At 60.1% G+C, this 3,237-nt stretch carries 4 protein-coding genes; all 4 read left to right on the top strand.

Annotated features, from left to right (window positions below; translation table 11 throughout):
* Positions 1-191 precede the first annotated feature (191 nt).
* The 4 genes from MRX98_RS21550 (at position 192) to MRX98_RS21535 (ending at position 3,195) form a co-directional block, all read left to right on the top strand.
* Positions 192-662: a hypothetical protein gene (locus MRX98_RS21550; protein ID WP_246915156.1), complete on the top strand. Its 471-nt coding sequence runs from the start codon at positions 192-194 to the stop codon at positions 660-662.
* A 76-nt stretch (positions 663-738) separates the two neighbouring features.
* Positions 739-2,019: a DDE-type integrase/transposase/recombinase gene (locus MRX98_RS21545; RefSeq protein WP_246915153.1), complete on the top strand. Its 1,281-nt coding sequence runs from the start codon at positions 739-741 to the stop codon at positions 2,017-2,019.
* 14 nt (positions 2,020-2,033) lie between these two features.
* Entirely contained in the window at positions 2,034-2,834 is an 801-nt protein-coding gene (locus MRX98_RS21540; protein ID WP_246915150.1) for an ExeA family protein, read from the top strand.
* Positions 2,835-2,904: 70 nt separating this feature from the next.
* Complete coding sequence (locus tag MRX98_RS21535) at positions 2,905-3,195, top strand: CHC2 zinc finger domain-containing protein (protein ID WP_246915147.1); 291 nt, start codon at positions 2,905-2,907, stop codon at positions 3,193-3,195.
* Positions 3,196-3,237 lie beyond the last annotated feature (42 nt).

Raw genomic sequence — 3,237 nt, 5'->3', positions numbered from 1 at the left:
TGTTGAAACCCACTTTATAATCAGCAATACCCCGCCTCGATTTTCAGAATGATTTGACAAACCGGCAAGGATTATCGAATTAAAGGGCCTCTTTGGCAAGGGGCCTTTTTTATTGGAAAAGGCCAGCCGGGTTTCGCGGACCCGGCTGGCTATAACCGGGGGCGTCAAGCCCCCCAAACAGAAGTAATCCCATGATACTGTTTGTTGCTGTAAATCTCAAGCGGCTGAGCGTTTTGGGGAAAAAATACCGTTGGCGCAAGCCGGCGCTTTGCCCCGGCTGTCGGCAAAGCCATCTGTGGGGCCACGGTTATGTGGACGGCTATTTTCAGGGGTTTGCCCGGGCCCTGGCGCTGCGCAGGTATGTGTGTCCCGGCTGCGGCTGCGTGATCAAGTTGCGTCCCAAGGGTTATTTTGCCCGCTTTCAAACTGCTATCGGCACGATCCGGGCCGCATTGGAGCAAAGGGTGGGCACGGGCCGGTGGCCGGCCGGCTGCGCGGCGCGGGGGCGGCACTGGCTGTCGGCCTTGAAGCGCCAGGTGTTGGTGCATCTGGGCCTGGCTTGGTTGCAGCGGCCGGTGGCGGCCTTTGATCGGTTGCGCCGGATGGGGGTTGTGCCGGTGAGCCGGTCGTTTTTGCGCGGTGGACGAACCGGTCGTGCATGAACCTACCGAAGGCTTCGCTTATATCCTGTCGGCCGATGGGATATCAGGGGCGAAAACAGCCAAAGGAGGACATGCGATGACCGAAGATCAAAAAAAGCAAGTGGCCGTCTTTCGTTTCAGTGTGATCCATGAATTTGTGGGCACCGCGGTGCTCGACCACGGCGAGCAGCAACGGCTGCTGGCGCAAAAGTGCGCCCGCAAGTGGTCCATTCCCTTCTCGGGGCGCAGCCGCATCAGCCGCACCACGATCTTAAGCTGGGTAAAACGCTACAAGGACGGCGGCAGGCGGCTCGAGTCGTTGTATCCCAAGGACCGACAGGATCGGCGAAAAAGCCGTGCCATCGATGAGCAGACGGGGCGCAATCTGATGGTGCTGCGTCAATCGATGCCCGCGGCCACGGTGCCCGTGCTGATCAAGACCATGGGGCAGCGCTGCCTGGTAAAGCCCGGCACCCGCTTGGCCGCGACCACGGTCTATCGGTTTTTGCACAACCACGGCTTGATGAAGCCTCAGAGTGTTCATCCCGATCGGCGCAAATTTGAAGCCGAGCTGCCCAACGATCTTTGGCAAAGCGATGTGATGCACGGGCCGCTGGTGGACAGCGAACCGCGGCAGAAAAAAAGCTACCTGATCGCGTTTATCGACGATCATTCGCGCCTGGTGCCGCATGCGCGGTTTTACCTGTCCGAGCGGTTGCAGGACTTTTTGGACGCCCTGGAAAAGGCGCTGCTGAAGCGCGGCCTTCCGCGCAAGCTGTACGTGGACAACGGGGCGGCGTATCGCTCCCGGCACCTTGAACATGTCACGGCCTCGCTGGGCATTGCCCTGGTGCATGCCCGGCCGTACCAGCCTCAGGGCAAGGGTAAAATCGAGCGCTTCTTTCGCCGTGTGCGCCAGCAGTTTTTGCCCACGGTCAGCGGCCGTCCGTGCCTTGATGCGCTCAATGAGCAGTTTGGCCTCTGGCTGCGCACCGAGTACCACAGCAAGCTGCATACGGCCATCGGCACCAGCCCGGCCGAGCGCTTCACGGCCCGGATGCAGTGCATTCGCGCGGCCCCGGACAATTTAAGTGAGCATTTTCGCTGCATCGCCCGCCGGCGCGTGGCCAAGGACCGTACCGTGACCTTGAACGGGCAGCTGTTCGAAGCCCCGGTGGCCCTGATCGGCTTGCGGGTGGATCTGCTCTATCATCCGCAGCGGCCCTCAAAAGTGGAGGTGCGCCTGGGACAAAACAGCTACGGCTATCTGCAAACGGTCAACCTTGCGGCCAATTGCCGCATCACCCGCGATAAGAACAGCCGGGCGCAAATCACCGGCGATCAGAGCCCCGGGCACAAAAGCGGCGGCATTTTCTGACAAGGAGGCGTTGTATGTATCGCACCTTTTTCGAGATGCAGCGCGAGCCGTTCGCCGCCGATATCGACGTGCAGGACATCCTGGTGACCCCGGCCCTGCAAGGGGTTGTCGAAAGGGTGCGCTATGCGATGGGCATCGGTGCCACGGCGCTTATCACCGGCGAGATCGGCAGTGGCAAATCCACGGCCTTGCGCTATGTGACCGAGATGCTGCACCCTTCCGAGTACCGCAGCTTGTACGTGGTTGCCACCACCGGCTCGATCCTCGAGCTGTATCGCCAACTGTTGCATGCGCTGGGCGCGTCCATGTCCGGCAGCTCCAAGGCCATCATGCGCCAGCGCATCAGAAACGAGCTCAACGAGCTGCTGCACGGTAAAAAACTCAAGCTGGTGCTGGTCATCGACGAGGCCTCGTTGCTGCGCCTGGAGGTGTTCGCCGAACTGCACACGTTGAGCCAGTTCGAGAAGGACTCCAAGCCCCATCTTCCCGTCGTGCTGGCCGGTCAGAGCAATCTTATCGACAGTCTGGTGTATCGCTCTTCGCTGCCGCTGGCCTCACGGATCGTGGCCCGCAGCCATCTGGAAGGGGTCTCGCGCACCGGGATGCACGAGTACCTGTTGCATCATCTGAAAATCTGCGGGCTCAACCACGACATCTTCGATTCTGCGGCGGTCACCGCCATCCAGCAAGGCTCCGGCGGGCTGTTCCGAAAAGCAAACCACCTGGCCCGCGGCGCGGTCATCGTCGCGGCCAAACAAAAGTCAATGACAGTGACCGCCGATCATGTGCGTACGGCGTCAACGGAAGTGTTCTAATACCCGGCCCGCCCTTGCTCTTGTGTATTGGATCAAGGGCGGTTGTCGCTCCTATCGGACGGCACTCCTGATGACCTGCTACTATCCATCGGCCTTGCTGCGCACCTTGCGCAACCGGATCCCCATCGGCAATCTGATTGTGCAGGTGTTGAAACTCGAAACGTACAATCGCGGCGGTTGGCTGCGGTTCCGCTGCCCTTGCTGCGGCAGCTTGCATACTGCCACCAACCCCACAACCAACTTGGCCAGATGCTTTGAATGCCGGAAAAACTTCAACCCCATCGATATGGTCATGGCAGCGGGAAAATGCAGCTTTGTCGAGGCCGTGGAGCACCTGAAACGACACTACTTGGCACGGTAGCCAAGCCCCTGCAGGTGTCATGGAGTAGCACATTAACGAAAA

It is taken from the genome of Desulfatitalea alkaliphila (assembly GCF_022968795.1).
GTDB lineage: Bacteria > Desulfobacterota > Desulfobacteria > Desulfobacterales > Desulfosarcinaceae > Desulfatitalea > Desulfatitalea alkaliphila.
Note: the sequence above shows the minus strand (reverse complement) of the source record. Positions and strands in the feature narration are given on the sequence as shown.

What these genes read in the sequence shown, in the direction of transcription:
- MRX98_RS21550 (WP_246915156.1), top strand. Translation starts at nt 192, where the DNA reads ATGATACTGTTTGTTGCTGTAAATCTCAAGCGGCTGAGCGTTTTGGGG.
- MRX98_RS21545 (WP_246915153.1), top strand. Translation starts at nt 739, where the DNA reads ATGACCGAAGATCAAAAAAAGCAAGTGGCCGTCTTTCGTTTCAGTGTG.
- MRX98_RS21540 (WP_246915150.1), top strand. Translation starts at nt 2,034, where the DNA reads ATGTATCGCACCTTTTTCGAGATGCAGCGCGAGCCGTTCGCCGCCGAT.
- MRX98_RS21535 (WP_246915147.1), top strand. Translation starts at nt 2,905, where the DNA reads ATGACCTGCTACTATCCATCGGCCTTGCTGCGCACCTTGCGCAACCGG.